Source organism: Streptomyces sp. NPDC053755, assembly GCF_040677675.1.
In the GTDB taxonomy this organism is placed as follows: domain Bacteria; phylum Actinomycetota; class Actinomycetes; order Streptomycetales; family Streptomycetaceae; genus Streptomyces.
Genome location: NZ_JBFASK010000005.1, coordinates 87520 through 108899, shown reverse-complemented (window position 1 = coordinate 108899; position 21380 = coordinate 87520). Strand labels below are relative to the sequence as shown.

At 73.7% G+C, this 21380-nt stretch carries 19 protein-coding genes; 13 read left to right on the top strand and 6 right to left on the bottom strand.

Annotation, left to right across the window (positions count from 1 at the left end; all coding sequences use genetic code 11):
- Positions 1-4 precede the first annotated feature (4 nt).
- A complete protein-coding gene (locus AB0K65_RS08060; RefSeq protein WP_365714910.1) occupies positions 5-697 on the top strand; it encodes a phenylalanine--tRNA ligase beta subunit-related protein in 693 nt (230 codons plus the stop codon).
- Between the two features lie 24 nt (positions 698-721).
- Here the strand turns inward: AB0K65_RS08060 and AB0K65_RS08055 are convergent, their stop codons facing one another.
- Positions 722-1444, bottom strand: coding sequence for a lysophospholipid acyltransferase family protein (locus AB0K65_RS08055; RefSeq protein ID WP_365714909.1), 723 nt, complete (start codon positions 1442-1444; stop codon positions 722-724).
- Between the two features lie 235 nt (positions 1445-1679).
- Here AB0K65_RS08055 and AB0K65_RS08050 point away from each other — a divergent pair, with 235 nt between their 5' ends.
- The 6 genes from AB0K65_RS08050 to AB0K65_RS08025 all read left to right on the top strand — a co-directional run bounded on the left by AB0K65_RS08050 (position 1680) and on the right by AB0K65_RS08025 (position 8316).
- The gene (locus AB0K65_RS08050) at positions 1680-2060 is read left to right on the top strand and encodes a thioredoxin family protein (protein WP_365714908.1); all 381 of its coding nucleotides are present in this window, start codon (positions 1680-1682) and stop codon (positions 2058-2060) included.
- Between the two features lie 200 nt (positions 2061-2260).
- The gene (locus tag AB0K65_RS08045; RefSeq protein WP_365714907.1) at positions 2261-2776 is read left to right on the top strand and encodes a flavin reductase family protein; all 516 of its coding nucleotides are present in this window, start codon (positions 2261-2263) and stop codon (positions 2774-2776) included.
- 217 nt (positions 2777-2993) lie between these two features.
- Entirely contained in the window at positions 2994-3779 is a 786-nt protein-coding gene (locus AB0K65_RS08040) for an electron transfer flavoprotein subunit beta/FixA family protein (protein WP_365714906.1), read from the top strand.
- A gap of 56 nt (positions 3780-3835) precedes the next feature.
- Positions 3836-4798 carry an electron transfer flavoprotein subunit alpha/FixB family protein gene (locus AB0K65_RS08035; protein ID WP_365714905.1) on the top strand — a complete coding sequence of 321 codons (963 nt, stop codon included), beginning with the start codon at positions 3836-3838 and terminating at the stop codon, positions 4796-4798.
- Positions 4799-4965: 167 nt separating this feature from the next.
- Complete coding sequence (locus AB0K65_RS08030) at positions 4966-6255, top strand: aldolase (RefSeq protein WP_365714904.1); 1290 nt, start codon at positions 4966-4968, stop codon at positions 6253-6255.
- Positions 6256-6339: 84 nt separating this feature from the next.
- Positions 6340-8316 carry a protein kinase gene (locus AB0K65_RS08025; protein WP_365714903.1) on the top strand — a complete coding sequence of 659 codons (1977 nt, stop codon included), beginning with the start codon at positions 6340-6342 and terminating at the stop codon, positions 8314-8316.
- A gap of 229 nt (positions 8317-8545) precedes the next feature.
- On the opposite strand, the gene AB0K65_RS08020 is transcribed toward AB0K65_RS08025, so the two are convergent.
- Positions 8546-9526: a LacI family DNA-binding transcriptional regulator gene (locus AB0K65_RS08020; protein WP_365715058.1), complete on the bottom strand. Its 981-nt coding sequence runs from the start codon at positions 9524-9526 to the stop codon at positions 8546-8548.
- A 199-nt stretch (positions 9527-9725) separates the two neighbouring features.
- On the opposite strand from AB0K65_RS08020, the gene AB0K65_RS08015 reads away from it, so the two are divergent.
- Positions 9726-10691: an ROK family protein gene (locus AB0K65_RS08015; protein WP_365714902.1), complete on the top strand. Its 966-nt coding sequence runs from the start codon at positions 9726-9728 to the stop codon at positions 10689-10691.
- Positions 10692-10721: 30 nt separating this feature from the next.
- On the opposite strand, the gene AB0K65_RS08010 is transcribed toward AB0K65_RS08015, so the two are convergent.
- On the bottom strand, positions 10722-10931 hold the full coding sequence (locus AB0K65_RS08010) for a hypothetical protein (RefSeq protein WP_365714901.1): 210 nt from the start codon (positions 10929-10931) through the stop codon (positions 10722-10724).
- 215 nt (positions 10932-11146) lie between these two features.
- Between AB0K65_RS08010 and AB0K65_RS08005 the strand changes: the two genes are divergently transcribed.
- Positions 11147-12190 (top strand): NUDIX domain-containing protein, encoded by a 1044-nt coding sequence (locus tag AB0K65_RS08005; protein ID WP_365715057.1) that lies wholly within the window; start codon positions 11147-11149, stop codon positions 12188-12190.
- 380 nt (positions 12191-12570) lie between these two features.
- On the opposite strand, the gene AB0K65_RS08000 is transcribed toward AB0K65_RS08005, so the two are convergent.
- Complete coding sequence (locus AB0K65_RS08000; protein ID WP_365714900.1) at positions 12571-13935, bottom strand: dipeptidase; 1365 nt, start codon at positions 13933-13935, stop codon at positions 12571-12573.
- A gap of 520 nt (positions 13936-14455) precedes the next feature.
- On the opposite strand from AB0K65_RS08000, the gene AB0K65_RS07995 reads away from it, so the two are divergent.
- Positions 14456-15790 carry a geranylgeranyl reductase family protein gene (locus AB0K65_RS07995; protein WP_365715056.1) on the top strand — a complete coding sequence of 445 codons (1335 nt, stop codon included), beginning with the start codon at positions 14456-14458 and terminating at the stop codon, positions 15788-15790.
- 140 nt (positions 15791-15930) lie between these two features.
- On the opposite strand, the gene AB0K65_RS07990 is transcribed toward AB0K65_RS07995, so the two are convergent.
- The gene (locus tag AB0K65_RS07990) at positions 15931-16383 is read right to left on the bottom strand and encodes a nitroreductase family deazaflavin-dependent oxidoreductase (protein ID WP_365714899.1); all 453 of its coding nucleotides are present in this window, start codon (positions 16381-16383) and stop codon (positions 15931-15933) included.
- Positions 16384-16546: 163 nt separating this feature from the next.
- Between AB0K65_RS07990 and AB0K65_RS07985 the strand changes: the two genes are divergently transcribed.
- The 3 genes from AB0K65_RS07985 (at position 16547) to AB0K65_RS07975 (ending at position 19578) form a co-directional block, all read left to right on the top strand.
- Positions 16547-17287, top strand: coding sequence for a TetR/AcrR family transcriptional regulator (locus AB0K65_RS07985; protein WP_365714898.1), 741 nt, complete (start codon positions 16547-16549; stop codon positions 17285-17287).
- A gap of 492 nt (positions 17288-17779) precedes the next feature.
- Entirely contained in the window at positions 17780-18916 is a 1137-nt protein-coding gene (locus tag AB0K65_RS07980; protein ID WP_365714896.1) for a sensor histidine kinase, read from the top strand.
- Complete coding sequence (locus AB0K65_RS07975; RefSeq protein ID WP_365714895.1) at positions 18913-19578, top strand: response regulator transcription factor; 666 nt, start codon at positions 18913-18915, stop codon at positions 19576-19578. The genes AB0K65_RS07980 and AB0K65_RS07975 overlap by 4 nt, the downstream gene beginning before the upstream one ends.
- Before the next feature lie 249 nt (positions 19579-19827).
- Here AB0K65_RS07975 and AB0K65_RS07970 read toward each other — a convergent pair whose 3' ends face one another.
- Entirely contained in the window at positions 19828-21351 is a 1524-nt protein-coding gene (locus AB0K65_RS07970) for an MFS transporter (protein ID WP_365714894.1), read from the bottom strand.
- Between the last annotated feature and the right edge of the window lie 29 nt (positions 21352-21380).

Below are 21380 nucleotides of genomic sequence, written 5' to 3'. Positions count from 1 at the left end.
GACGATGCCCCTCACCCTCACCGTGTCCGACGAGGTGCGTGCCCTCGTGCCCGGCTTCACCCACCTCGCCGTCGAGGCCCACGGTCTCGTCAACGGGCCGAGTGACGAGACCGGTTCGGCGCTGCTCGACGACGCCGCCCGGCGCCTCGCGGAACGCCTCGACGGCGCCGCACCGGACAAGGACCCGCACATCGCGGCCTGGCGCGCGGCCTACACGGCGTTCGGCGCCAAGCCGTCGCGTACCCGCAACTCCGCCGAGGCGCTCGCCAAGCGGGCGCTCGCGGACGGCGGCCTGCCCAGGATCAGCCGTCTCGTCGACGCCTACAACGCGATCAGCGTCGCCCACCTCATCCCGGTCGGCGGCGAGGACCTGGACCGCATCCAGGGTGAGATGAGGCTCGTGCGGGCCGTGGGCGACGAGCCGTTCGTGACCATGGCCGGCGGGGAGGAGACCGTGGAACACCCCGAGCCGGGCGAGATCGTCTGGCGCGACGACGCCGGCGTCACCTGCCGCCGATGGAACTGGCGCCAGGGGCCGCGCACCCGCATCGAGGACACCACGGTCAACGCGATCTTCCTGCTGGAGTCGCTGGTCCCCATGACGCACGCCGAGCTCGTGGCGGCCGGCACCGAGCTGGCCGAATCGCTGGAGAAGCTGAGCCCCGGGGCGCGCATCACGGTCGGCACCCCGGAGTGACCCTCCCGGACCGGGAGGGTCCGGTCAGCCGGCTTCCTTGACCTGGGCCGGGGTCGGAGCCGTGCCCCCGAGGTGCGCCGGCACCCACCAGGTGTCGCTCGCGTCCTTGGGGCGCACGGGATAGGCGCGCTGCGCGGCCTCCAGCAACTCCTGGACGCGCTCGCGCAGCCGCCGCGTGATGGCGCCCGCGTACTGGTCCGCGGGCGCCTCCATCGGCTCGCCCACCCGGATCGTCACCGGGATGTGGCTGCGCTTGAAGTTCCGCGGACGGCCCTTGGTCCAGACGCGCTGTGTCCCCCAGAGCGCCATCGGGATCAGCGGGACCCCGGCCTCCTGGGCGAGCCGGGCGGCGCCCGACTTGAAGCTCTTGAGCGTGAACGACTGCGAGATGGTCGCCTCGGGGAAGACGCCGATGATCTCGCCGGCCTTCAGCGACTCCAGCGCGTGCCGGTAGGCGTGCTCGCCCTGCGCGCGGTCCACCGGGATGTGCTTCATGCCGCGCATCAGCGGCCCCGAGACCTTGTGCCGGAAGACCGAGTCCTTGGCCATGAAGCGCACCAGGCGCTTCTGCGGAAGCGCGGCCAGGCCCGTGAAGATGAAGTCCAGATAGCTGATGTGGTTGCTGACCAGCACCGCGCCGCCGGTGCGCGGGATGTGCTCCGAACCCTGCGTGTCGATCTTGAGGTCGAGCGCCTTGAACATCGTGAGTGCGGCGCCGATGACCGGCCGATAGACGAGTTCTGCCATCTGAGAGGAACCCCTTCTTCTGTGCCTGGGGAGGGTTCTCCCGGCGGAAGTTACGCGGCCGTAGGTTTTCGGCTTTGGGCAGATCGTGCCCCATGTGGGCGTCGGGTACCAGTCCTGACGGCTTCGCACAGGGAGATTCTCGTCACGCCCGGTGGCCGTGGCGGGAATCGAACGGTGCCGTGGGACGCTGCAGGGAGCGACACGGGAGAGCGGACGGCGCGAGGGGAGTACGGGTATGGACGGGCGGCCGGAGGAGCCGGATGTCCGGGTGCGGGACGTCGAGACGCCGGGAGTCCGGGCGCCGGGCGTCGGGACCCTCGACGACGGGGCCCTGGGCGCGCCGCTGGGGGAGCGGGCCACGCTCGTGCAGTTCTCCACGGCGTTCTGCCAGCCCTGCCGCGCCACCCGGCGGACCCTCTCCGAGGTCGCGGAGATGGTGGAGGGGGTGGGCCACGTGGAGATCGACGCCGAGGAGCGGCTCGACCTCGTGCGCGCGCTGGGGATCGTCCGCACCCCCACGGTGCTGGTCCTCGACCGCGCCGGACGGGTCGTCGTCCGGGCCGCCGGGCAGCCCCGCCGCGCGGACGTCATCGCGGCTCTCGGCCGGGCGGTCTGACGCGGTGACACATCTCCCACATGCCGGTACGCACTTGACTGCGCCCGCGGACGATCGTCAGGCTGACACGGTGCTGCCACCGGAAACCCTTCTCCACGGGCGGGTCCACGTGGACCTCGTCCGCCACGCGAGCGCGCGCTGTCCGGGTGTCTGAGAACCCCCGGACCCCTCGCACCACGCCCTCGCCGAAGGACAGTTCCATGACGGTTTCGCCCGAGCTCCGCCCCGTGCCCGCCCCCCGCCCGGCCTCACCCGATCTCCTCCGCTCCGTCTTCCGGCGGCACGCCGCGGGGGTCGCGGTCATCACCGCCAGGGGAGAGCGCCCCGTCGGCTTCACCGCCACCTCGCTGAACTCGGTCGCCGCCGAACCTCCCCTGATCTCCTTCGGCGTGGGCACCGCGTCGTCGAGCTGGCCCGTGCTGGCCGAGGCCGAACACATCGGCGTGCACATACTCGGCGAGCATCAACGGGAGCTCGCCGAGACGTTCGCGCGCAGCGGGGCCGACCGGTTCGGCGGGGACACGCGCTGGAGCCCGGGGCCCGAGGGCGTTCCCGTCCTCGACGGCGTCCTCGCCTGGCTGGTGTGCCGGGTGGTGGCGAAGGTCCCCGCCGGGGACCACCGCATCGTGATCGCCGAGGCGGTCGCGGGCGACCCCGCCGGAGCGGGCCGGCCGCTGCTGTACCACCAGGGCCGTTTCCACGCCCTGCGCGACTGAGGCGGGCCGTCGGCGGCGTCGCCCGCCTCGCCACCGGCCGCCGGGCGTTGCGAAACTCACATGCCTGAGCGCTTGCTTACTGGTAACGAACTGGCTGTACTGGCGAGTAATATTTTCGCCGGGGCGCAAGCCGCCCCGACCGGAAACCCGCCCTTCAGGCGCCTATGCTGCGAGCAACAAGGCAGCCCAGTTATGACGATGCAGTAGGAGAGCCGGCGTGAGCTTGAGGATCGTTGTCTGTGTGAAGTACGTGCCCGACGCCACCGGCGACCGGCACTTCGCCGATGACCTGACCGTCGACCGCGACGACGTCGACGGCCTGCTGTCGGAGCTCGACGAGTACGCGGTCGAGCAGGCGCTGCAGATCGCCGAGGAGGCGGACGACGCCGAGGTCACCGTGCTCACGGTCGGCCCCGAGGACGCCAAGGACGCGCTGCGCAAGGCGCTGTCGATGGGCGCCGACAAGGCCGTCCACGTCGAGGACGACGACCTGCACGGCACCGACGTCATGGGCACCTCGCTGGTGCTCGCCAAGGCGATCGAGAAGACCGGCTACGACGTCGTCATCGCCGGTATGGCCTCCACCGACGGCACCATGGGTGTCCTGCCGGCGATCCTCGCCGAGCGTCTGGGCGTCCCGCAGGTCACGCTGCTCTCCGAGGTCACGATCGAGGACGGCGTCGTGAAGGGCCGCCGCGACGGCGACACCGCCTCCGAGCAGCTGGAGGCCTCCCTCCCGGCCGTCGTGTCCGTGACCGACCAGTCGGGCGAGGCGCGCTACCCGTCCTTCAAGGGCATCATGGCCGCCAAGAAGAAGCCGGTGGAGTCCCTGGACCTCTCCGACCTCGAGATCGAGGCCGAGGAAGTGGGCCTGGAGGGCTCCTGGACCGCGGTCGACTCCGCCGCCGAACGCCCCGCGCGCACCGCCGGCACGATCGTCAAGGACGAGGGCGAGGGCGGCAAGCAGCTGGCCGAGTTCCTCGCGAGCCAGAAGTTCATCTAAGGGCTCGCGCGAGCCGTTCCGTCCGCCCCTTTTCGTTCGCAGGAGACTGAAGTCCCATGGCTGAGATTCTCGTCTACGTCGACCACGTCGACGGAGCCGTCCGCAAGCCCACCCTGGAGCTGCTGACGCTGGCCCGCCGCATCGGCGAGCCCGTCGCCGTCGCGCTGGGCAACGGCGCCGAGGCCACCGCCCCGGCCCTCGCCGAGCACGGCGCCGTGAAGGTCCTCACCGCCGACGCCCCCGAGTTCGCCGACTACCTGGTCGTGCCGAAGGTCGACGCGCTGCAGGCCGCGTACGAGGCGGTCTCCCCGGCCGCCGTGCTCGTCCCGTCCTCCGCCGAGGGCAAGGAGATCGCGGCCCGCCTCGCGGTCCGCATCGGCTCCGGCATCATCACCGACGCCGTCGACCTCGAGGCCGGCGACGAGGGCCCGGTCGCGACGCAGTCCGCGTTCGCCGCCTCCTTCACCACCAAGTCCCGCGTCTCCAAGGGCACCCCGGTCATCACGGTCAAGCCGAACTCGGCCGCCGTCGAGGCCGCGCCGGCCGCCGGCACCGTCGAGGCCCTGACGGTCTCCTTCGGCGCCCTGGCCACCGGCACCAAGGTGACCGCGCGCACCCCGCGCGAGTCGACCGGCCGCCCGGAGCTGACCGAGGCCGCGATCGTGGTCTCCGGCGGCCGTGGCGTCAACGGTGCCGAGAACTTCCACATCATCGAGGACCTCGCGGACTCCCTCGGTGCGGCGGTCGGCGCCTCGCGCGCCGCGGTCGACGCCGGCTGGTACCCGCACTCCAACCAGGTCGGCCAGACCGGCAAGTCGGTCTCGCCGCAGCTGTACATCGCCTCCGGCATCTCCGGTGCGATCCAGCACCGCGCGGGTATGCAGACCTCGAAGACCATCGTGGCCGTCAACAAGGACGCGGAGGCCCCGATCTTCGACCTGGTCGACTACGGCGTGGTGGGCGACCTCTTCGAGGTCGTCCCGCAGCTGACCGCGGAGGTCAAGTCCCGCAAGGGCTGACCTGACGCGCATGACCTGCGCTTCTTCGGGCCCGGGGGCCGCACGGTGATCTCTCGCCGTGCGGCCCCCGGCCGTTTCGGACACCCATTGACGCAGGTCCCGAGCGGCTACTAACTTCGCTATACGGATTGTTGATTCCGTGAAGCGGAAAAGAGAAGGGTGTGGGAATGGGCCAGCAGGAGAAGGTGGCAACGAGCCTCGCGGGCGCGGTCAGCGAGGACATCAGCGCCTCCCTCGCAGCCGTGGACGCCGAGCTGGACCGCCGCTACCCGGGAGACCCCGGCACCCGCCAGCCCGTCCACACCGTCTACGTCCCCGGCAACCTCTTCGACGCGGGAACCATCCGCTCCTGGGGCGCCCAGGCCCTCGCGGCCCTCGACGAGCACGCCGTCGACGCGGAGTCCTTCGCCGCCGTCCTCGGCCTGCCCGACGCCCTCGCCGCCGACGTGTACGGACGCGTACGGGCCAAGCTGGAGCGCGAGCCCGTCGAGGACCTCCGCGTCGACTTCGAGGACGGCTACGCGGGCACCGACGAGGACCACGACGCCGCCCGCGCCGCCCGGCTGATCGCGGAGGCGTACCGCGACGGCACCGCCGCCCCGTACATGGGCATCCGCATGAAGTGCATGGAGGCCGCCGTACGCGACCGCGGCATCCGCACCACCGACATCTTCCTCACCGGCCTCATGGAGAACGGCGGACTCCCCGACGGCCTGGTCCTCACCCTCCCCAAGGTGACCTACCCCGAGCAGGTCTCCGCCTTCGTGCGCCTCCTGGAGGCCTTCGAGAAGGCCCACGGCCTCGACGCCGGCCGCCTCGGCTTCGAGATCCAGATCGAGACCAGCCAGTCGATCCTCGCCTCCGACGGCACCGCCGCCGTCGCCCGCATGATCGACGCCGCCGAGGGCCGCGCCACCGGACTGCACTACGGCACCTTCGACTACAGCGCCTGCCTCGGCGTGTCCGCCGCCTACCAGGCGAGCGACCACCCGGCCGCCGACCACGCCAAGGCGATCATGCAGGTCGCCGCCGCCGGCACCGGCGTACGGGTCTCCGACGGCTCCACCAACGTCCTCCCGGTCGGCTCCACCGAGCACGTCCACGAAGCCTGGCGCCTGCACTACGGCCTTACCCGCCGGGCCCTCGCCCGCGCCTACTACCAGGGCTGGGACATGCACCCGGGCCACATCCCCACCCGCTACGCCGCCGTCTTCGCCTTCTACCGCGAGGGCTTCGAGGCCGCCGCCCAGCGCATCTCCGCCTACGCCAACCACGCGGGCGGCGACGTGATGGACGAGCCCGCCACCGCCAAGGCCCTCAGCTCCTACCTCCTGCGCGGCATCGACTGCGGTGCCCTCGACACCGCCGAGGTCGAGTCCCTCACCGGCCTGACCCGGGCCGACCTGGACCGCTTCGCCGCACCGCGACGAGGCGATCTGACCACCACCGCCCCCTGACGGGCGGGGCCACCGGCCCCGAGGCCACCACCGGGCCCCGTACCCTGTACGCGTTCCACGCAGCCGACAGAGAACGGGGCATCGGTGTCTTCGGGGGAGAACGAGCGGCTGGCCGGCCGCTATCGCGTCGTGCGCCGACTGGGCCGGGGCGGCATGGGCGTCGTCTGGCGGGCCGTCGACGAGGTCCTCGGCCGCGAGGTGGCCGTCAAGGAACTGCGGGCGTACAACGACGCGTCAGGACCGGAACTGGCCGATCTGCGCCTGCGGATGCGGCGCGAGGCGCGGGCGGCGGCGCGCGTACGGCACCCCGGAGTCATCGCCGTCCACGACGTGACCGACCACGAGGGCCGCCCCGTCATCGTCATGGAGCTCGTCGACGGGCCCTCGCTCGACGACGTGCTGAACGAGCGCGGAGTCGTGGAACCGGCCGAGGCCGCCCGGATCGGCGCCGCCGTCCTGGAGGCGCTGGCCGCCGCGCACGAGGCCGGTGTGCTCCACCGGGACGTGAAGCCCGGCAACGTCCTCCTCGACAGGAGCGGGCGGGTCGTCCTCACGGACTTCGGCATCGCCGCCATGGACGACCCGGGCGACGGCTCGGCCACCCACCTCACCCGCAGCGGCGAGATCGTCGGCTCGCTGGACTACCTGGCCCCCGAGCGCGCCCAGGGGCAGCAGCCCGGGCCCCCCTCCGACGTCTGGGCGCTGGGCGCCACGCTCTACGCGGCCGTGGAGGGGGCCTCGCCTTTCCGCCGCACCTCCACCTGGTCGACGCTCAACGCCATCGTCGTGGAGCCCCTGCCGGAGCCACGCCGTGCCGGTCCCCTCGAACCCGTACTCCGGCAGTTGCTGGACAAGGACCCCGCTCGGCGCCCCGACGCCCGATCGGCGGCCCGGCTCCTCGACGCCCTGGCCCGAGCCCAGGGCGGGGGCCCCGTCCCGGCCGGCCCGGCCACCTCATCGGCCCCGCCTTCCGGACCCGTTCCGACCGAACCGAACGCCGTCCCCCACCGCCCTCCGGGCTTCGGCCCGGCGCCGGCGCACTCCGGGACCTCCGGGACGCAGCTGCCCGCGACGGCGGGAGTGTCCGCGGCGGAGGGGGGTCACGCGGAAGGGCTCGGCCCGGCGGCGGCGCGGGCGGGCGGGCTCGCCACGGAGGCCGGACGCGGGGCCGGTTCCGGCGCCGCGCCGGGCCGCGCGGGCGGGTTCGGCGAGGAGGAGCGGAACGCGGCGGGGTTCGCCACCGTGCCGGGGCGCCCCGGCGGCTTCGGTCCCGTCGCCTCGCCGGCCGCGGCCACCGCCAATGGGCCGGGCGGCGCGTTCCCGTCCGCCGGACACGCCCCGGCCGGTCGTCCGGCCGGTTCCGCGGCGGCCCGGCGCGAGCCCGGCCGCAACCGCTCCGGGGCGCTGATCGCCGCCGCGGTCGCCGCCGTGCTCCTGGCGGGCGGCGGGGTGACCTACGCCCTCGTCGGCCAGGGCGCCGGCACGAAGCAGGAGCGATCGGCCGGAGAGCAGCCGTCCCCCCGCGGCCCCGGCGCGAGCCCCGGCCGGGTCCTTGACCCGGGCGGCGCGCCGTCGGCGGACCCCTCAGCGCAACCCTCGCGGGCGGGCACGACGAAGTCCGCCCGGCCCTCCTCGCCCGGGACGTCGAAGGCCCCACTGCCGGGCTCCGGCGGCGGCACGGACGGCGGCACCACCAACGGCGGCGGTGCGTCGGGCGGAGGTGGTACGAGCGGGGGCGCGGGCACGACGGGCGGCGGCGGGCAGGCCGCGCAGCCCGCGCCGGCATGCCATTCCCGTGGCGGCGGGACCTACGACTGCCAGGTGTGGCGCACCTCGACGTCCTACAGCCACGCGGGCGCGGAGACGGGTGTCCTGAACGCGGGCACCAACTACTTCTACTGCCAGGCGGACCTGGGACGGCGGGAGACCCACGGTCAGTGGACGAACGTCTGGTGGGCCCGGACGGACGACGACAGCGGCAACACAGGCGTGTACGTCAACGTCGTGAACATCAAGGGCGGCGACAACGACGGGCCGGTGCCCGGACTCCCCGTCTGCTGACCCGAACGGCAGGCCGCGCGGGCACTCCGGACACAACCTTCTGCGGCACGCTGCCACGTGTGTCGCGAAGGACCGCCTGCCCCGCGACGCTCGGCACGCCCGCTCACCGCACGGTCGGGATCCGCCGGGTACGCCCCGTACGAGGATGGCCCTCCGCCTTGCGAGCGCACGTACCGGCCGCCGCGGGGGTCCGCCCTTCGGGCGGACGGCGCTCCCTTCGCGGCACGCTTCAGGCCGGCGGCGCGATCTCGCCCGAACCCCGTGGGATCAGCGTCGTCCCCAGGACCACCCGAGCCGGGGCCTCGTCGACGCCCTCCAGGCGGCGGAAGAGGCGCTCCGCCGCCGTGCGGCCCAGCGCCGCCGCGTCCTGCGCGATGACCGTGATGCCCAGCAGATCGGCCAGTTCGATGTCGTCGAAGCCCACCAGGGCCACCGGGTGCTCGCGCCCGGCCAGCGCGCGGACGGCCGTGACCGTGACCCGGTTGTTGCCGGCGAAGAGTGCCGTGACCGGCTCCGGTCCCGACAGCATCGCCGCGACCGCCTCCTGGACCCGCTCCGGGTCCGTGGGCCCCAGCGCGACCCAGGAGGCGTCGATCTCCAGGCCCGCCTCCTCCATCGCCGCGCGGTAGCCGCGCAGCCGCTCCGTCGCGGTGTGGATGCGCGGCCGGTCACCGATGAAGCCGATCCGGCGGTGGCCGTGGGCGATCAGGTGCGCCACTCCGGCCCGCGACCCGCCGAAGCTGTCCGAGAGCACCGCGTCGGCGTCGATCCCTCCCGCCGGGCGGTCGACGAAGACGGTGGCGACACCCGCCCTCATCTCCGGCTCGAGATAGCGGTGGTCCGAGCCGGCCGGGATGACGATCAGCCCGTCGACCCGGCGGGCGCACAGCGCGAGGGCCAACTCCTGCTCCCGGTCGGGGTCCTCCGCGCTGGAACCGTTGATGAGCAGCGCCCCGTGGGCGCGGGCGACCTCCTCCACCGCGCGGCTGAGCGGACCGTAGAAGGGGTCGGCCAGGTCCTCAAGGACCAGGCCGACGGAGGCGGTGCGCCCTTTGCGCAGCACGCGCGCGCTGTCGTTGCGGCGGAAGCCGAGGGAGTCGATGGCCTCCTGGACCCGCCGCTCGGTGTCCGGTGTCACCCCCGGTTCGCCGTTGACCACCCGGGAGACCGTCTTGAGCCCCACTCCGGCCCGGGCCGCGACGTCCTTCATCGTGGGCCGGTTGCCGTAACGGTGCTCGGGATGGCGGGCGTTGTCGGCCACGGTGCGCAGATCCTCTGTCTCGTCGGACGGCTCGGCGGGTGCCGTCGTGATGTTGTCGAGCATAGGCCCTGGACAACGTTGTCATAGGGAGGGAGACTGGAGGTTACACCGATCATCGTCCCGGCTGCCCTCCTGGAGACATCGCGCCATGCACACCGACCTCGTCGCCGGCCTCGTCGTCGCGCTGGACATCGGCGGCACCAAGATCGCCGGTGCGCTGGTGGACGGCGAAGGCAGGATCCTCGTCCGCGCGCAGCGGCCCACGCCCGCGCGGGAGGACGGCGAGACGGTGATGCGCGCGGTGGAGGACGTGCTGGAGGAGCTGGCCGGGTCTCCTCTGTGGGTCTCGGCGCACGCGGTGGGCGTCGGCAGCGCGGGCCCGGTGGACGCCTCCACCGGCACGGTCAGCCCCGTCAACATCCCCGGCTGGCGTGGTTTCCCGCTCGTCGAGCGGGTGGGGCGGGCGGCCGGGGGGCGGCCCGTCACGCTGGTCGGCGACGGCGTCGCCATGACGGCGGCCGAGCACTGGCGCGGCGCGGCTCGCGGCCACGACAACGCCCTGTGCCTGGTCGTCTCCACGGGCGTGGGCGGCGGTCTGGTGCTCGGCGGGCGGGTGCACCCCGGGCCCACCGGAAACGCCGGCCATATCGGTCACATCAGCGTCGATCTGGACGGCGACCCCTGCGCCTGTGGCGGGCGCGGGTGTGTCGAGCGGATCGCCAGCGGCCCGCACATCGCACGCCGCGCCCTGCGGAACGGCTGGCGCCCGGGGTCGGACGGCGACACCTCGGCCGCGGCGGTGGCCGCCGCGGCGAGGGCCGGGGAGCCGGTCGCCGTGGCCTCCTTCGAGCGTGCGGCACAGGCACTCGCCGCGGGAATCGCCGCCACCGCCACTCTCGTCGAGATCGACATCGCCGTCATCGGCGGGGGAGTGGCGGGTGCGGGCGAGGTCCTCTTCGCCCCGCTGCGCCGCAGCCTCCGGTCGTACGCCACCCTGTCGTTCGTCCGCGATCTGGAGGTCGCCCCGGCGCTCACGGGCACCGACGCGGGTCTCCTCGGCGCGGCGGCGGCAGCCTCTCCGCACACCCGGGACGGCGCCCCGGCGGCGGGATGACGGGGCAGCCCCGGGGGGCTGCCCGTACCGTCAGCGGCCCGCCGTGCGCGCCGCCGGCGGACGGGCAGGACCCGAACGCGCCGTCCGCTGCTCGACGATGACCAGGAAGGCGTCCGATTCCAGGTCCATGATCACTTCGGCGGGGAGGCCCTCGTCCCGCCGCGCGCTGGCGAACTCCTCGGCCGGCCAGCTGCCCCGCGGACCTCCCGCGGGAAACTTCTCCAACACCGTACGGTTCATCTCCGCACCCCCTTGCCTTACCGGTCCAACGACGGCCCGCCCCGAAGTGTTACGCGCCGGCCCGTACGCGCGTTCGTTCCCGTGCGCGTCTCCTCTCCGCCTACCCCCGTCCGGCCCGTCCAGGCCCGCGCCGCGGCCGAATCCCCCGGTTGCCCGACGGGGTTTCCGTGGCAGGGTGTTGCGGGCAAGCCACTGGGGGCTACCGAAGAGGGGGAATCGTGATCGTCTGGATCAACGGTGCGTTCGGCGCGGGGAAGTCGAGTACCGCGCGCGAGCTGGTCGATCTGATCCCGAACAGCACACTGTACGACCCCGAGCTCATCGGCGGCGCGATGAGCTGGCTGCTTCCGCAGAAACGACTCGCCGAGGTCAACGACTTCCAGGACCTGCCCATCTGGCGCCGGATGGTGGTGGACACTGCCGCCGCTCTGCTCGCCGAGGTCGGCGGTGTGCTCGTCGTCCCGATGACCCTGCTGCGACAGGAGTACCGCGACGAGATATTCGGCGGCCTCGCCGCTCGCCGCATCGAGGTCAGACATGTGCTGCTCGCTCCCGATGAAACGATCCTGCGGGAGCGCATCCTCGCCCGGACGCCCGACGGATCCGACCCCGAGGCCCTCGAACGCGTCCGGCGGTGGTCCCTGGACCACATCGAGCCCTTCCGGGCCGCCCGGGCCGACTGGCTCGACGCCGACGCCTATGCCGTCGACACCTCGGCGCTCTCCGTCGCCGAGGCGGCGGCCACCGTCGCCGAGGCCCTCGGCAGCGGCGACGCCATCTCGTGCGGGATCGTCCAGACGCCCGAGCCGACCGGCGAGACCCTGGCCGCCGGCGTGCTGCTCTTCGACGAGCAGGATCGTTTCCTGCTGGTCGACCCGACCTACAAGCCGGGATGGGAGTTCCCCGGCGGCGTCGTCGAACAGGGAGAGGCGCCCGCCCGCGCCGGCATGCGGGAGGTGGCCGAGGAGATCGGCCTCGAACTGGAATCCGTCCCGCGGCTGTTGCTCGTCGACTGGGAACGCCCGCAGCCTCCCGGCTACGGCGGCCTGCGGCTCCTCTTCGACGGCGGCACGCTCCCCGCCGCCCGGGCCGACCGACTCCTGCTGCCCGGGGCCGAACTGCGCGGCTGGCGCTTCGTCACCGAGGAGGAAGCGGCCGAGATGCTCCCGCCCGTCCGCTACCAGCGCCTGCGCTGGGCCCTGCGCGCCCGGGAACGCGGGACGGTCCTGAACCTCGAGGCGGGCGTGCCCGTCGGCTGAGCCGCGGACCGGGCGCCCCGGCCCGGCGCGCAGGCGCGGCCCTGGGGAGAGTCCGTCGGTACCGCCGTCCGCCCGCAGGCGCGGACGGGCGTCGTCGCAAGGGCCGGGCGGGCGTCGTCCGCAGGCCCCGGCCCTGGGGGTCGTCTCGGTCGGCCGACCCCACCCGCCCGGCGTCGGCCGGCGCCGGCTCCTCGCCACCCCGCAACGGATACGCCTGGCCGATGGAGGAGCGCAGCGCGTGCGGCCGCGAAGTGATCTCGATGAGGTCCGTACGGCGGACGAACGCCTCCGCGCCCGTCCGCCGTACGCCCCTGCGCTCTCGGCGGGCTTCGCCGAACGCGCAACCCCCGACCGCCGCGCCGGCTGGGGTTCCGTACCGGTCAGACCTGCTTCGAGCGCGCGTAGTTGACGAGGAAGTGCGCCTCCGCCACCGAGAGCCGCTCCAGCTCCTGAGGGGACACCGACTCGTTCACGGCGTGGATCTGCGCCTCCGGCTCGCTCAGACCGATCAGCAGGATCTCCGCCTTCGGGTAGAGCGCGGCGAGGGTGCTGCACAGCGGGATCGAACCGCCCATGCCCGAGGACTGCATCTCCTCACCGGGGTAGGCGATCCGCATCGCCTCGGCCATCGAGGTGTACGCCGGGCTGGTCACGTCCGCGCTGAACGCCTGTCCCTGGCCGATCTGCTCGAAGCTCACCCGGGCGTTCCACGGCACCCGCTTCTTGATGTGGGCGAAGAGCAGCTGGGTCGCCTCCGCGGCGTCCTGGCCCGGCGGCACCCGCAGGCTGATCTGCGCGCGAGCGGTCGACGGGATCGACGGCGTCGCGCCCGCCACCGGGTGGCAGTCGATGCCGATGACGGTGACGGCCGGACGCGCCCAGATCCGGTCGGCGACCGTGCCGTGGCCCGGCAGGTCCACGCCGTCCAGGACCCTGGCGTCCTTGCGGAACTCCTCCTCCGGGTACTGCAGGCCCTCCCACTCCGCGTCGGCCGGCAGACCGTCGATGACGGTGGAGCCGTCCTCCGCGCGCAGCGTGTCCAGGACGCGGATCAGCGCGGCCAGCGCGTCGGGCGCCGCCCCGCCGAACTGGCCGGAGTGCAGGTTGCCTTCGAGGGTGTCGATCCGGACCCTGATCATCGTCATACCGCGCAGGGTCGCGGTCACCGTCGGCAGTCCGACCCGGAAGTTGCCGGTGTCGCCGATCACGATCGCGTCGGCGGACAGCAGGTCGGGGTGCGCCTCGGCGTAACGCTCCAGACCGCCCGTGCCCTGCTCCTCCGACCCCTCCACGATCACCTTGACGGTGACGGGGACCCCGCCGTTCGCCTTCAGCGCACGCAGCGCCAGCAGATGCATGATGAAGCCGCCCTTGCAGTCGGCCGCGCCACGCCCGTACCAGCGGCCGTTCCGCTCCGTCAGCTCGAACGGCGGGGTCAGCCACGCCGACTCGTCCAGCTTCGGCTGCACGTCGTAGTGCGCGTAGAGGAGGACGGTCGGGGCGCCGGCCGGGCCGGGCAGCACGCCGTACACCGACTGCGAACCGTCGGGCGTGTCGAGCAGCGCCACCTCGCGGAAGTCCTCGGCACGCAGCGCGTCGGCCACCCATGCGGCGGCGGCCTCGCACTCGCTGCGGGGCGCCACCGCCTCGTCCGCCACCGACTCGAAGGCCACCAGCTCCGCGAGCTCCGTCTTGGCACGGGGCATGAGTCCGGCGACGGTCTCGGCGATCGGATTCGCGGTCATGGGCACGCTCCTGGTGGGTGCGACGTTATGAGTGGCGTCGCCGTATGTCGGTGGTACGGCGAACGTGCGGTCGATCCTACGGCGCGGGCCGTCGAGGGCCGCGCCGTAGGATGCCGTACAGAGCAGGGACCACCGGTCGGATCAGGAGCAGAAGCACATCGTGAGCAGCGAGAACGCAGACGCCGGAGCGGCGGAGTCGGAAGCGGCCTTCGCCGCCCGGGAGACGGGGACCGGGTCCGAGGCCCCCGAGGCGCCGGCCGGGTCGAAGACCCCGGGGGCGCCGGCCGGATCCGACACGCCGGAGACGCGGGCCGAGGCCCGTCCCGAGGCTCGATCCCAGGACCGTCCCCACGCCGACGGGGCGACCGGCTCCGAGGCCGCGGACCGCGGTGAGTCCGTCTCCGGTACCGGCGGCGAGCCGGCACGCGAGAGCGCCGGGGAGTCGCTGCCCGAGAGTGGTGGTGAGTTCGGGACCGGCGTGGAGCCGGAGTCCGGGGACGGCTTGGAGTCCGCGGCCGGGGTGGAGACGGTGTTCCCCGAGGGCGCGCCGAGGGTCTGGGACGTGGTCGTCGTCGGGGCGGGTCCCGCCGGCGCTTCCGCGGCCTACGCCGCGGCGGTCGCCGGACGCCGGGTGCTGCTCCTGGAGAAGGCGGAACTGCCCCGCTACAAGACCTGCGGCGGCGGGATCATCGGCCCGTCCCGCGACGCGCTCCCGCCGGGCTTCGAACTGCCGCTCCAGGACCGGGTGCACGCCGTCACCTTCTCCCACAACGGCCGCTTCGCCCGCACCCGACGCTCACGCCGGATGCTCTTCGGGCTCATCAACCGCCCCGAGTTCGACGCCGGTCTGGTCGAGCAGGCGCAGAAGGCGGGCGCCGAGCTGCGGACCGGGGTCACCGTCTCGCGCGTCGAGCAGCACGGGCCCGCCGTCCCGGACCGGCGGACCGTCGCCGTGGTCCTCGCCGACGGGGAGACGGTCCTCGCGCGGGCGGTCGTCGGCGCGGACGGCAGCGCCGGCCGGATAGGAGCACACGTCGGGGTCAAGCTGGACCAGGTGGACCTCGGCCTGGAGGCGGAGATCCCCGTGCCGCCGCCGGTGGCCGAGGACTGGAAGGGGCGGGTCCTCATCGACTGGGGGCCGATGCCCGGCAGTTACGGCTGGGTGTTCCCCAAGGGCGACACGCTCACCGTCGGTGTCATCTCGGCCCGCGGCGAGGGCGCCGCGACCAAGCGGTATCTGGAGGACTTCGTCGCCCGCCTCGGACTGGCGGGCTTCGAGCCGGCGGTCTCGTCCGGTCACCTCACGCGCTGCCGCAGCGACGACTCTCCGCTCTCCCGCGGCCGCGTCCTGGTCTGCGGAGACGCGGCGGGCCTGCTGGAGCCCTGGACCCGCGAGGGCATCTCGTTCGCGTTGCGCTCGGGCCGGCTCGCGGGGGAGTGGGCGGTCCGCATCGCCGAGGCGAACGACGCCGTCGACGCGCGCCGCCAGGCCCTGAACTACGCCTTCGCCATCAAGGCCGGTCTCGGGGTGGAGATGGCGGTCGGGCGGCGGATGCTCGCGCTGTTCGAGCGCAGGCCCGGTCTGCTGCACGCGGCGATCACCGGTCTGCGGCCGGCCTGGAACGCCTTCACGGACATCACCCGCGGCTCGACCACGCTCGCCGGGCTCGTCCGCTCGAACGGGCTGGCCCGCCGGGGGCTGGACCTCCTGGACCGCCGGATGGCGGCGACGGGCGGTACGGCCGCGGCCAGGGGCGCCGCACCGCGCTCCGCGGAAGGCCCGGACACGGAGTCCGTCGACGACCCGGTAGGCGAGAAGGGCGCGGCGGCTCCGGCCACCCCCGAGACGCCCTGAGCGAACGATTCCGCAGGATCAGGAGCAGGAGCGGCGAGGAGACGACCTCGCCCGTCGTACGGCCCCAGCCCCGATGCGCCGCCCTTGGCGGCGGTCGGGGCTGGGGGCTCTCCGGGCCGTCGGTTCTCCGGGCCGTCGGCTCACTCGGCCGTCGTGATGCGGAAGACGGGGTGGTCGGGGGCGGCCGCGAGGATCTCCGCGTCGGAGGACGCGGCCGTCACCCCTTGGAAGTACTGGTTGACCTCCCAGCCCCAGCGCTCCAGGTAGGTGCGCAGGATCGGCAGCTTCTCGCGGTCGGCGATCTCGGTCGCCGTGAAGGCGCGGACCCTGCGCCCGACGCGCAGCTCTCCGCCGCCCGCCGCCCGCATGTTGCGGACCCACTGGGAGTGGCCGCGCGCCGAGACCAGGTACCGCGCGCCCTCGAAGGTGTGCGGGTTGACGGGGATGCGCTGCATGCGGCCGCTCTTGCGGCCCCGCACGGAGAGCTCGGCGGAGCCGAGGAGGCTGATGCCGTGGCGGGCCAGCCAGCCGACGATGCCGTTGAGACGGATGGCGAGCGGGCTGCCCTGGCGGTAGTACGGCGTCGACGTCATCGTGGGACTCCTTCGGCACGGCGGGGAGCTTTCGGGGGGAGCGGCGCTCATATTCGTGAGCACCGCTCTCGCTTGAGATCAGTGTGCACGGAGCGGTGTGTCGAATCAAGAGCGCTGCTCTCTTTTTGGTGCGCCGCTCTCTGGAAAGTGGCAGACTGCTGCCATGACCAGTGTCCAGGGGGCCCGTGCCCGCGCCCGCATCGAGATCACCGCCGCCATCAAGGACGAGGCGCGCACCCAGCTCGCCGCCGAAGGCGCCGCCAGACTCTCCCTCCGTGCCGTGGCCCGCGAGCTCGGCATGGTCTCCTCGGCGCTCTACCGCTACTTCCCCAGTCGTGACGACCTGCTCACGGCGCTGATCGTCGACGCGTACGACGCGGTCGGCGCCGCGGCCGAGCGAGCCGACGGGGCGGCGGGACCGGACGACCCGATCGGCCGCTGGACCGCCGTCTGCCGGGCCGTCCGCGACTGGGCCGTCGCCCACCCGCACGAGTACGCCCTCATCTACGGCTCCCCGGTCCCGGGCTACACGGCCCCCCAGGACACGGTCGGCCCCGCCTCCCGGGTCGGGCTCGTCCTGATCGCCATCGCCCGTGACGCCCTCGCCGCGGACGGCATCGCCCTCCCGCCGCTCAGCCCCGAGCTGCGCCCCGAGGCCGAGCGCCTCGCCGCCGACGTCGCCCCGGACCTGCCGCCCGCGCTCGCCGTCACGCTGGTCGCGGCCTGGTCCCAGCTGTTCGGTCTGGTGTCCTTCGAGGTGTTCGGCCAGTTCAACAGGATCGTCGAGGACCGCGACACCTTCTTCACGTCGGCCGCGACCCGCCTCGCCCACGAGGTCGGCCTGCTGCCCCGGACGAAGCGCCCGGCGCGAACCCGAACCCAGCCCCGGACCGGACGGGCCTAGCCCCGGACCCAGCACCGGACCGGGCGGATCCAGCCCCGGACCGGACGGACCCAGCCCCGGACATAGCCGCAGACCTAGCCCCGGGTCCGGCCCCCCCAACCCAGCCCCGGACCGGACGGGCCTAGCCCCGGACCCAGCCCCGGACGCAGCCCCACATTCGCACCCAGCGCCGAACCCGCACCCCTGCCGGACGGGCCCCACGCCGCCCCACGCCCTCCGCAGCCGCCCCGGCAGCGCAAGGCGGCCGCGCAAGGCGGCCGCGCACGCCGGGTTCGGACGGCGTACTCCCCCGGGAGTACGCGTGATCACCACGCCCGGCTGACGCCCCGGCGGCCCGGGCGCGTCTAGCGTGGCGGCATGGACGCACACGGGACACCCGGTCACGGCGGTCCGCCCCGGAGACGAGACCCCCGGGGCGTTCCTGCCAGGGCGCGCGAGGCATGGGCTGGCCCGGACGTCCCGCGCTGGGCGGGCGGCGAGCCCGGGAGCGGGTTGCCCTGGCGGTCCACGCTGCTCCTCGCCGTCTTCGTGGTGGTCGGTTCCGGTTTCGCGTCGCGAGGCCAGCCGGACCGGGAATCGCTGGACGCCCTCGGCCGTACGCTGCTGCTGGCGGGATCCGCCCTGCTCCTGCTGCGCCACCGCCACCCCGTCCCGGTCGTCTTCGGCGTGGCGGCGGCGACCCTCGCCTACGTCGCCGCCGGATACGCCCACGGTCCCGTCTTCCTCACCGTCGCCGTCGGCTGCTACGCCGCCATCGTGCACGGGCACCGGTACGCGGCCTGGGGGGCGCTGGCGTCGCTGTGGCTCGGGAACCTGCTGATCGGCCACTGGCTGTACCCCCACCTCCCGCCGGACGGCGACACGGCGGCTGCCTGGGGGCGGGAGATCCCCGTCGCCGCCTTCGTCGTCGCGATCCTCGCCGCCTCGGAACTGGTCGGGGTCAGGCGCGAGCAGTGGGCACAGCAGCGCGCCGAACGCGCCGCCGCCGAGAAGCGCCGGGCCGACGAGGAACGTCTGCGGATCGCCCGCGAACTGCACGACGTCCTCGCCCATTCGATCTCCGTGATCAACGTGCAGGCGGGGGTCGGCCTCGCCCTCCTCGACAGCGATCCCGAGCAGGCCCGCACGGCGCTCACCGCCATCAGGACGGCGAGCAAAGAGGCGCTGGGCGAGGTGCGCCAGGTGCTCGCCGCCCTGAGGGCGCCGGGAGAGGCGCCGCGCGCTCCGGCGCCCGGGCTCGACCGCCTCCCCGAACTCGTCGAGCAGGCCCGGTCCGCCGGCCTCACGGTGGAGACCCGGTCCGAGGGAGAGCCCGTGCCGCTGCCGCCGGGCACCGGCCTGGCGGCCTTCCGGATCGTGCAGGAGGCGCTGACCAATGTGGTCAGGCACTCCGGTTCGCGTACCGCCCGCGTCGTGCTCGCCTACGCCCCCGGCCGCCTGGAGCTCCGGATCGACGACGAGGGGCCGGCCACCGTCATTGCCGCCGGCGCGGACGGCAGCGGCCACGGACTCGCCGGCATGCGGGAGCGGGCCGCGGCGCTCGGTGGGACCATCGAGGCGGGTGCCCGGCCGGACGGCGGCTTCCGGGTGCGCGCGGTCCTTCCGTTCCGCCCGAAGGAGACCCCGTGATCCGCGTCCTGCTCGCCGACGACCAGTCCCTGGTGCGGGCCGGCTTCCGCGCGCTCCTGGACGCCCAGCCGGACATCGAGGTCGTCGGCGAGGCGGCGGACGGTGAGGAGGCCGTGGCGCGGGCCGGCGAACTGCGCCCGGACGTCGTCCTCATGGACATCCGGATGCCGCACAGGGACGGCCTCGACGCCACCCGCGCGATCACCGAGGACCCGGTGCTCGACGCCGTCCGGGTCGTCATGCTGACCACCTTCGAGCTGGACGAGTACGTGTTCGAGGCCATCCGCTCCGGCGCCTCGGGCTTCCTCGTCAAGGACACCGAACCGGAGGAGCTGCTGCGGGCCGTGCGCGCGGTCGTGGACGGGGACGCGCTGCTCTCCCCGGGCGTGACGCGCCGGCTGATCGAGGAGTTCGCCGCGCGCTCCAAGGCCCCCGCGGACGCGCGCGGCCTGGGTGAACTCACCGAACGCGAACGGGAGGTGATGGCCCTGGTCGGCATCGGCCTCTCGAACGACGAGATCGCCGCCCGCCTGGTCGTCAGCCCGCTGACCGCCAAGACCCATGTGAGCCGTGCGATGGTGAAGCTGGGAGCGCGGGACCGTGCCCAACTGGTCGTGCTCGCCTACGAGTCGGGGCTGGTGCGTCCGGGCTGGCTGGGCTGACTCCTCGTACGGGAACGGGAACGGGCACGCGCAAGCGCACGCGTACAGGTACGGCTACAACCCGCGCACGAGCACGCGACCAGGTACGGCCACGGACACGCGCACGAGACGCGTACCGGTACGGCCACGCGCCCGGACCGGGGTCCGGGCGCCAGGCCGCGTCGGTAGGGGAGGGCCTGTCGCCGGACCCGTGCCCGTAGCCGCGCCCCACTCGTGCGCGCTTCCGCACCCGTGCGCGTGTCCCGCCGGTCAGTCCCGGGCCGCGACCGGCTCCGAGAGCGGCTCCTCGACCGGCTTTCCGGTCGGGACGGACTTCTCCGGGTCGGACGTCGCCACGACGAGGGTCGCCCGCTCCCGGCGGGTCCGCAGACCCGGCAGGGTGATCAGCAGACCGGCCAGGGCGATCACGGTGACCACGGCCAGGCCAGGACGGAAGCCGTCCAGGACGGCTTGGGGGGACGCGCCCTCCCCGTCCGCGCCGCCGTTCGCCGTGATCACAGCGGTGACGACCGCCAGGAAGAGGGCGCCTCCGACCTGGATCGAGGTGTTGAGGAGCCCGGAGACCATCCCCTGTTCGCGGTCGTCCACGCCGTTGGTCGCCTGGATGTTGAGCGAGGGGAACACCAGGGCGCAGGCGGCGCCGAGGAGCAGCATCGACGGGAGGATCACGGCCGCGTACTGCGGAGTGAGCGAGATCCGCAGGAAGAGGGCGTAGGCGACCACGAGGAGCGTGAAACCGGTCGCGATGACCCGCGGGGTGCCGAACCGGTCCACCACCGCGCCGATCTTCGTGGACGACAAGGCCACGAGCACACCGGCCGGCAGGAAGGCCAGCGCGGTCTGCAGCGCCGACCAGCCGAGGAGCGACTGCATGTACTGGGTGACGATGAACTGGAAGGCCACGTACGAACCGAAGAACGCGGCCGCGCCGAGCTGGGCCCGGACCTGTGACCCCGAGCGCAGCACCCCGAGCCGTACGAGAGGGGCGGCGCTGCGCTTCTCGATGGCGACGAAGGTGGCCAGGAGGGCGGCGGCGAGGAGGAAGGACAGCAGCGTGCGGGCGGAGGTCCAGCCGGTTTCCGGCGCCTGGACGACGGTGAAGACGAGGAGCAGCATCGCCGCGGTGCCGGTGACGGCGCCCGGCAGGTCGTAGCCGCCCTGGCCGGTGTCGCGGGGGCTGTGCGGGATCAGGCGGAGCGCGAAGACGAGCGCGATCAGGGCGACCGGAGCGGGCAGCAGCATGGTCCAGCGCCAGCTCAGCTCGGTCAGCAGACCCGAGAGGACCAGGCCCATGGAGAAGCCCGTCGCGGCGCAGGTGGTGTAGATGGACAGGGCCCTGTTGCGCTGGGGGCCCTCCTTGAACGTGGTGGTGATGATCGAGAGCCCGGCCGGTGCGGTGAAGGCGGCGCTGAGACCCTTGATGAAGCGGCTTGCGATCAGCAGCGGCCCGGAGTCGACGAGCCCGCCGAGCAGGGAGGCGAGCGCGAAGACGGCGAGGGCGATCAGGAAGACGCGGCGGCGGCCGAGGAGATCGGCCGCGCGGCCGCCGAGGAGCAGCAGGCCGCCGTAGCCCAGGATGTAGCCGCTCACGATCCACTGGAGCGTGGCGGTGGAGAGCCCGAGGTCGGTGGCGATCGAGGGCAGGGCGACGCCGACCATGGAGACGTCGAGCGCGTCGAGGAACATGGCGGCGCAGAGCACCAGGAGGGTCCCCCAGAGCCGGGGGCTCCAGCGTTCCTGGGACAGGGGAGCGGAAGTGGGCGGAAGGGTCATGCGCAGCACAGTACATGCACATGCATTGA

What these genes read in the sequence shown, in the direction of transcription:
- AB0K65_RS08060 (WP_365714910.1), top strand. Translation starts at nt 5, where the DNA reads ATGCCCCTCACCCTCACCGTGTCCGACGAGGTGCGTGCCCTCGTGCCC.
- AB0K65_RS08055 (WP_365714909.1), bottom strand. Translation starts at nt 1,444, where the DNA reads ATGGCAGAACTCGTCTATCGGCCGGTCATCGGCGCCGCACTCACGATG.
- AB0K65_RS08050 (WP_365714908.1), top strand. Translation starts at nt 1,680, where the DNA reads ATGGACGGGCGGCCGGAGGAGCCGGATGTCCGGGTGCGGGACGTCGAG.
- AB0K65_RS08045 (WP_365714907.1), top strand. Translation starts at nt 2,261, where the DNA reads ATGACGGTTTCGCCCGAGCTCCGCCCCGTGCCCGCCCCCCGCCCGGCC.
- AB0K65_RS08035 (WP_365714905.1), top strand. Translation starts at nt 3,836, where the DNA reads ATGGCTGAGATTCTCGTCTACGTCGACCACGTCGACGGAGCCGTCCGC.
- AB0K65_RS08030 (WP_365714904.1), top strand. Translation starts at nt 4,966, where the DNA reads ATGGGCCAGCAGGAGAAGGTGGCAACGAGCCTCGCGGGCGCGGTCAGC.
- AB0K65_RS08020 (WP_365715058.1), bottom strand. Translation starts at nt 9,526, where the DNA reads ATGAAGGACGTCGCGGCCCGGGCCGGAGTGGGGCTCAAGACGGTCTCC.
- AB0K65_RS08015 (WP_365714902.1), top strand. Translation starts at nt 9,726, where the DNA reads ATGCACACCGACCTCGTCGCCGGCCTCGTCGTCGCGCTGGACATCGGC.
- AB0K65_RS08010 (WP_365714901.1), bottom strand. Translation starts at nt 10,931, where the DNA reads ATGAACCGTACGGTGTTGGAGAAGTTTCCCGCGGGAGGTCCGCGGGGC.
- AB0K65_RS08000 (WP_365714900.1), bottom strand. Translation starts at nt 13,935, where the DNA reads ATGACCGCGAATCCGATCGCCGAGACCGTCGCCGGACTCATGCCCCGT.
- AB0K65_RS07990 (WP_365714899.1), bottom strand. Translation starts at nt 16,383, where the DNA reads ATGACGTCGACGCCGTACTACCGCCAGGGCAGCCCGCTCGCCATCCGT.
- AB0K65_RS07985 (WP_365714898.1), top strand. Translation starts at nt 16,547, where the DNA reads ATGACCAGTGTCCAGGGGGCCCGTGCCCGCGCCCGCATCGAGATCACC.
- AB0K65_RS07970 (WP_365714894.1), bottom strand. Translation starts at nt 21,351, where the DNA reads ATGACCCTTCCGCCCACTTCCGCTCCCCTGTCCCAGGAACGCTGGAGC.